This is a genomic window from Occallatibacter sp. (genome assembly GCF_049802275.1).
In the GTDB taxonomy this organism is placed as follows: Bacteria; Acidobacteriota; Terriglobia; order Terriglobales; family Acidobacteriaceae; genus Telmatobacter.
Genome location: NZ_JBARMD010000746.1, coordinates 1 through 7,209 on the forward strand (window position 1 = coordinate 1; position 7,209 = coordinate 7,209).

Annotated in this window: 5 protein-coding genes; 3 read left to right on the forward strand and 2 right to left on the reverse strand. The window is 55.7% G+C overall.

The features are described from left to right. The coding region (locus WA354_RS25075; RefSeq protein ID WP_472815763.1) for a hypothetical protein at positions 1-497 on the forward strand (497 nt) is incomplete at its 5' end. Between the two features lie 233 nt (positions 498-730). Here WA354_RS25075 and WA354_RS25080 read toward each other — a convergent pair. Next, positions 731-2,053, reverse strand: a complete 1,323-nt coding sequence (locus WA354_RS25080; RefSeq protein ID WP_472815764.1) for an NRAMP family divalent metal transporter — start codon at positions 2,051-2,053, stop codon at positions 731-733. Between the two features lie 654 nt (positions 2,054-2,707). Between WA354_RS25080 and WA354_RS25085 the strand changes: the two genes are divergently transcribed. Continuing rightward, positions 2,708-4,882: a GH92 family glycosyl hydrolase gene (locus WA354_RS25085; RefSeq protein ID WP_472815765.1), complete on the forward strand. Its 2,175-nt coding sequence runs from the start codon at positions 2,708-2,710 to the stop codon at positions 4,880-4,882. A 106-nt stretch (positions 4,883-4,988) separates the two neighbouring features. Here WA354_RS25085 and WA354_RS25090 read toward each other — a convergent pair whose 3' ends face one another. After that, positions 4,989-5,903: a 5'-3' exonuclease gene (locus WA354_RS25090; protein WP_472815766.1), complete on the reverse strand. Its 915-nt coding sequence runs from the start codon at positions 5,901-5,903 to the stop codon at positions 4,989-4,991. 226 nt (positions 5,904-6,129) lie between these two features. Here WA354_RS25090 and WA354_RS25095 point away from each other — a divergent pair. Beyond that, the coding region (locus WA354_RS25095) for a DUF5009 domain-containing protein (RefSeq protein ID WP_472815767.1) at positions 6,130-7,209 on the forward strand (1,080 nt) is incomplete at its 3' end.

Consider the following 7,209-nt stretch of genomic DNA (forward strand, 5'->3'; position numbering starts at 1 on the left):
CAACGACGACGTATCCGGCGTGCCAGCCGCTGTATAAGAAGCCGAACAGTTCGCCCGTTCACAAATCGCTGAAAGCGTTGTGGTGGGTACTGGAGGTGCTGCCGCATATCTTCTACGACAAGGACCGAGACAAGGAACTGCACCGCATTCCATTGGGTGCATGGCGACAGATTCCGGATGGTGCGCTGGTACATTCGTCGGTCATGCAGCGGCTGAAAGATCCCGTCGCTGAGTACTCACCGAAAAATGTGAAGGCGACGGAGTTGACGGAGTGGACGGATGGGCCGAAGGATCCGGCGGGGAACCCAATTCTCTACGTGTATCGGGCACCAGCTCCGGCGGTCAATGAGAGGGCGTGGATTCGTCCGCTGGTCCTGTGGTCGGTGGGAATCGTGGAGGTTCTGCTGGGGCTGACGGTTGTGTTCTTTGCGCTTAGAGGATGCGCGTGGGTGGTTGCACACCTGGAGCGCGTGCTGTGCCGCCTGGGTTGCTGTTGAGCAGATTTGCTGTCATCACTTCGGTTGCGGACAATGAGATGCCTAGGCGGCAGATCAGAGGCTCAGATACCCGAACTGCGCTGATAAGAACCTGCGGTGGAAAGAATATCTTTCGATCCGGACCCATTTCCAATCGGACAACTATCTAAAGGCCGCCTGGCTTAGCTCTGATCATGACGAGCACTGAGCGAATACTAGACGCCAAATCAGCAATCGGGAATGGCGGTCCCCGCTCATTTCCAGGCCAGGAATACTCCAACACAGACGCAGGCCATCGCGGCAGTAGCAATCCAGCCGGTCCACAGCAGATATGAAGGGATTTTGAACTTGCCCATGACCTTACCGCTTGATGCCATCAGCATGATCACCGCCATCAGAGGAGCGGCCGCTAGTCCATTCAACGCCGCGGCCCAAAACAGCGCCTTGACCGGATCGAGGTGAAGAAAATTCATCAGCAAACCAATCACGGTTGCAATGCCGATGACCCCATAGAACTGTGGTGCCTGGGCAGGTTGGCTTTCCAGACTGGTTTTCCATTTGAAGCCTTCACCAATGCCGTACGCCGCCGATGCTCCAAGTACCGGCACGGCCAGTAAGCCGGTTCCGACAATCCCGCAGACAAAAAGCAGGCTGGCGAACCGACCGGCAATCGGCCTCAGGGCGGAGGCTGCCTGCGCGCATGTTGAGATGTTCGTGATGCCGTGTGCATGCAAGGTAGCCGCGGCGGTGAGGATGATGAAGAAAGCAACTGTATTCGAGAAGGCCATCCCAACCATTGTGTCGGCATGGATCCGTTGCAGCTGCTTTCCCGCCTGGGACGGCGCACGTTTTAGCGCTTCCTCGCCGCGATTGTTCTTTACCTCTTCGGCTTCTTGCGAAGCCTGCCAGAAGAACAGGTAGGGACTGATCGTGGTTCCCAGGACAGCGATTAGCGCTACAAACGATTCGCGTGAAAGTTCCATGCGAGGAACAAGCGTCGCATTCAGCACCTCGCGCCACGAGACGCGAACCATAAATGCGACGCCGATGTACGCAAACAGCGAGAGCGTCAGCCACTTCAGGTATTTGGCATAGGAAGTGTATGGAACAAAAAGGACAGTCAAAAGGGAGAAAACGCCGAATATGACAGTAAAGAGCGTAGCGGTTCGGGGAACGAGCAACGCCACTGACGATCCCATAGCACCGATGTCGGCACCCAGATTGAACACATTGGCCACCGACATAAGCAACAGCACGGCAACAAGAAGGGGCTTGGGATAATTTTTGCGAAGGTTGGCGGCGAGTCCAGAACCCGTCACCCGCCCAATGCGACCGCAGATTTCCTGGATCGCCGCCATCAGCGGGTAAGACAGGACCATGGTCCACAGGAGCGTGTATCCAAACTGCGCACCCACCTGCGAATAGGTCGCGATACCGCTCGGATCATCATCCGAGGCTCCGGTAACCAGACCCGGACCTAATTTGGACAAGAGCCCGGAGATGAAGCCCCTTGCGCTTTTCTTCTGCGCATTGTCAGGTCCAGCCGAACGCTTTCTGTGAGCCGTAGATGGTCTCATTCCCGCCCGATCCTGACGCCTGCAACCATCCAAGGGTCCGTCTTGTTCTACGGGATGCTTTCGCCTGGTTGCGTCTGTTCCATTTCCCGATCGGCTGTCGATTGTTCTCTTTCTCAAGCTTTGCTCTCGTCCGGCTCGGGTTTGCAAACCGTCTTAAATAGATGAATTGTGGATCTCGTCTAAAAGTATGATTCAGAAATCCATGGGCAGGGTTGCTATGGAGCAGACGAAAGCCTATCGCTTGTCGTTGGAGCATTCTCGATTTTGACTTCTCTGAATTCGCCTTTATGAAAAAGTAGATCCTCTGCTACGCCTTAAGTGCTCATCGACGTCTTCGCGTCCATCCTTCGTAGATTAGGGCCAGTTCGCGGCACTGTCTCATGCAAGCTCCCCGGCTTCAACCAAGGCCCGCTGAAGGTGCGCTTATTGCGCTGTCGGAAATGGGCCAGCGCATGACCAAGTGCGGCTTTCCAGGTAGTGAGAGATTCGGACAGAAGTGAACGAAGGTATCCTTCGGCTATTCTTGATGTGCTCTTGGACATCTCTGAACCTGGGAAAGTATTCGCCTTAACGGATGGGGTGCGCGTTGTGTCGAATTTCAAAATGGTGAGTGTCGCGACGAGAAACAAATCTCGTGCAATTGCAGTTCAAGCTATGCTCGCAATCATTGTGGCAACCGTTGCGGGACGCGCGTCTGCGCAGGTGGAGTACGTTGATCCGACCATCGGAAACGTCGGGATCCTGCTGGTTCCGACTCGTCCGACGGTGTACATGCCAAACAGCATGATTCGCGTCTACCCGATGCGGGCGGATGCGATGGACGATCGCATCGAGTCATTCCCCCTGACTATCAACTCTCATCGCATGCAGGAACTGTTCAGCTTGATGCCCGGTGAAGACGGCAGGCCAGCCGTCTGGGATCAGGAAACGACAACGCCTTACTACTACTCCGTCTACCTCGGTGATGAGCGCGTTCGCACGGAGTTTACGGCCACGGAGCGCAGTGGTTATTTCCGCATGACGTTTGCCTCAGGGAATGCTTCCGTGGTGCTTGCGAACCGTCTCGCCGGCGAGATACATGTTCAGCCGGGAGGAGCGGTCGTTGGCGAAGAACGGTTCAACGACATGGCTGCGTTTGTCTACGGCGAGTTCAGCGCACCCGTCCAATCGAAACTCGAAGCCATCGGCGGCAAGTCGCGCCTTGCCGTCTCAAGCCCTAGCGCCAAGGTCCTGGAGTTTCGCTATGGTATCTCCTTCATCAGCGCCGAGCAGGCCAAGAGAAATCTCAACCGCGAGATTCCAGCCTGGGGGTTCGAGCGAGTCAAAGATGCGGGAAAGAAACGATGGAACGAGACACTCGGCCAGATTTCGGTGGAAGGTGGCACGGAGGCGCAGCGCAGAGTTTTCTATACCGCTCTCTATCGGTGTTTCGAACGGATGATCAACATCACCGAGGATGGCCGCTATTACAGCGCCTTCGATCACAAAATCCATGAAGATGCGCGTCCCTTCTATGTCGATAATTGGCTCTGGGATACCTTCCGCGCTCTGGAGCCCCTTCAGACGCTGCTCAATCCAGAAATGGAAGCAGACAAGATCCAATCCTACGTCCGCATGTACCAGCAATCCGGCGTTATGCCCACGTTCGCGATTCTCACCGGAAATTACGCATGCATGAATGGCAATCACGCCGCACCGTGGTTTGCCGACGCATGGTTCAAGGGTGTACGCAACTTCGATTTGCCGACGGCTTACGAGGGAATACGCAAGCGATCTCTCGACATGACGCTGCTCCCGTGGCGCCTGGGCCCCAAAACTCCTCTGGACGATTTTTACAACGAGCACGGGTTTATGCCCGCTCTTCGACCCGGCGAGAAAGAGACGTACCCCGAGGTCCATCCCTTTGAAAAGCGTCAGCCCGTCCCTGTCACGTTGGAGAACAGTTTCGACGATTGGAACATCGCTCAGCTCGCGCGTGAGTTGAAGAAGCCGGAGGATGAGCAACTCTTTCTTAAACGATCTGCAAATTTCAAAAACCTCTTCCGAGCCGACAAAGGGTTGATGTGGCCAAAGGACGCCGAAGGAAAGTGGATTGAGCCCCTCGACCCTAAATTCGACGGTGGAATGGGCGGACGCGACTACTACGACGAAAATAATGGGTACACGTACACCTGGGATGTGCCGCAGGATTTCAACGGCTTGATCGCGTTGATGGGTGGTACAGGCAAAGCTGAGGAGAATCTGGATCAGCTCTTTCGCGCGCCGCTAGGCCGATCAAAATATGAATTCCAGGCGAAGTTTCCCGATTCCACTTCCATGGTTGGGCAGTTTTCGATGGGGAACGAACCAAGCTTCCCCATCCCCTATATCTATGACCGTCTCGGCGCTCCGTGGAAGACGCAAAAGCGAGTCCGCATGCTTTTGGAATCGTTCTTCACTGACGAATTGCAGGGTGTTCCCGGTGACGAAGACGGCGGCGGCATGAGCGCGTTTGTGGTCTTTTCGATGCTCGGTTTCTATCCGGTAACGCCCGGCCTGCCGATCTATGACATCGTTAGTCCGGTGTTCGACAAGGCGACGATTCACCTCAAAAATGGAAAAGACTTTGTAATTCTCGCGCGCAACAATTCCGCTAGCAACAAGTACGTGCAGAGTATTCGGCTGAATGGTCGCCCGCTCGATCAGGTCTGGTTCAGGCACTCCGAGATAGCAAATGGCGGCACGTTGGAACTCGTTATGGGCGATATGCCGAATACCTCCATTGGTTCGAAAGCCTCCGAGCTTCCGCCGGCGTCTGCCTCTGTGAAGCCCGAACAATATGTCCATTGAGGATATCCGCGAAGCAGATTTTTGCGCGTGAAGAAAGATTGTGGAAGTTGATGATGCAGCCTCATCGCATCGCAAGACAAATTGAACGAAAGGCGAAACGCCGGATTTATTGGATCTTCGCGGGCTTCTTCGCCCGACCCGCATTGCGGTTCGCCTCGGCCCCAGACTTCGGCTTCTTCTCCGTGACGGCCTCGTCGAGCAATCGGCCGACTGAATCGAAACCCGCGCGCGGTCCTGTCCAAAGTAGCTGGTCCACATTATCGAAGAGAGGAATATCCGTCCTGAGAGTGGCAAGAGTTCTAAAGAGGAGTGCGAGTTTTCGCTCGCGCACAAGAGTTGCGGCCAATGAAGCGGAGTTCATCACGTTCATATGCCACTCCTGAGCCGAGGCTGGGATGGATTCGATGTGGCCGAACTTCGCCAGAACAGACGAGGTGGATTTTGCTCCCCATCCTGCAAGGCCCGGATAGCCATCGGCGGAATCGCCAACCAGCGCGAGGTAATCCGGGATTGACGCAGGAGGCACGCCGAATTTGGCTACAACGCCAGCTTCATCGAGGGTGACTCCGGTACGTCGAATCAACTGCACCACCCGCGATCCCTGAACGCACTGGGCAAGGTCCTTGTCGGGAGTGCATATGACAACCTGCTCGACGCGAAGGTCTTTCAAGGCCTGCGCCGCCCCGGCCGCGAGGGCGTCGTCAGCTTCAAATTCCACCATCGGCCACACAACGATGCCGGCTGCGGCGAGAACTTCCTCAAGGATTGGAAACTGCGAAAGCAGATCAGGTTCAATCCCTTCACCGGTCTTGTAACCAGCCCAAAGTTGATTGCGAAACGACTCGATTACATGGTCGGTGGCAACGCCGATATGTGTGACGCCTTCGCGCATCATGGCCAGCATCGATGCAAGCACGCCGCGCACCGCTCCCACTTCGCGACCCCGCGCATCGCGCGCCTTTGGCACCGCAAAGTAGTGGCGAAACAGCTCATACGTTCCGTCAACCAAATAGACTTTCAAAACGAATCTCCGCAATCACCTTAGCTGACAGATGAAAGAGAAGCAATGAGAGAGCTCGCAGCCACTGTGGGCAGTTGTGCAGCATATGCGGATCTCGGGTCCAACCGTGGCGAACGGATCATTCTGAAACGGAGCCAATGTCGAGATTAGAATTGCGAACAGGCGCTTATGCCCGACGAATGATTCAGATGATTGAGGTACCGATCGAATTGATGCGGATCGACAGATGAACCCATCCCTCGAAACATGGACGAACGAAGTCGTTCGCGAACCGGAGACAGCGCGAGCGCCCGCCCCGCGCATAGTTTCGATCGATATCTTTCGCGGATTGACGATGGCCGTGATGATCTTTGTCAACGCTCTATCAGAGGTGCGGGGCCTGCCCTGGTGGACATATCACGCTCACGCCAAAGACAACGTCATGACCTACGTGGACATGGTGTTTCCATTCTTCCTGTTTGCGGTAGGTCTGTCTCTCCCCTTGTCAGTAACCCGGCGGCTCCGGCGCAAGCCATCCATGGTAGCCTTGTGGGCTCACATCGCATTGCGTGCGCTGGCGCTGGTTGTATTAGGAGAGATCCTCGCCAACGCGGAAAAAGCAGATGCGGCGCGGATGGGAATGCGAGGCAGTACCTGGGGGCTCCTCGCGCTGATTTGCGCAGCCTTGTATCTGAATGTTTATGGAAAATCTTTGCGCGCCCAACGCTACGGCCAGATACTTCGCGTGATTGGATTCGCCGGCGTGATTGTGCTGCTTGCACTGTTTCGCCGCTCTACATCCAATGGCCGAATCGCCTGGCTCGACGGCTCCTACCCGGAGATACTCGGGCTCATTGGATACAGCCACCTCGCCGTCGCGATCCTGTATATTCCAACCCGTCGCTGGGCGTGGGCGCCAGTCGCGTGGTTTGCCCTGCTGCTCGCGTTGTGTGCCTTCTCCACTGCGGGATGGCTGGTTTTCCCCGGGCGCTTTCCTCTTTATGTGTGGCCGTTCGGTAATGGCGCGATGTGTTGCATCATCATGGCCGGCACCGTTACTTCATCCATCTATCTGTCAGCGACGGTCCGCGGCACCCTGCATCATGCTATATATCTCGCCTTAGGTTTCGGTCTCCTGGCATTTGCCACGGGATGGATGCTTACGCCGCTCGGCATCTCGAAGATTCGCGCCACGCCAACATGGTCGCTCTATAGCATCGGAGCAGCCGTTCTGTTATTCACACTGCTGTACTGGATTTGTGACGTGAAGCAGTGGCAGCGCTGGGCTTTTCTTATCAGACCCGCAGGCTCGAATACTCTTCTGACC

Excerpts from the sequence above, each read along its gene's own strand:
- WA354_RS25080 (WP_472815764.1), bottom strand. The coding sequence starts at position 2,053 with ATGAGACCATCTACGGCTCACAGAAAGCGTTCGGCTGGACCTGACAAT.
- WA354_RS25085 (WP_472815765.1), top strand. The coding sequence starts at position 2,708 with ATGCTCGCAATCATTGTGGCAACCGTTGCGGGACGCGCGTCTGCGCAG.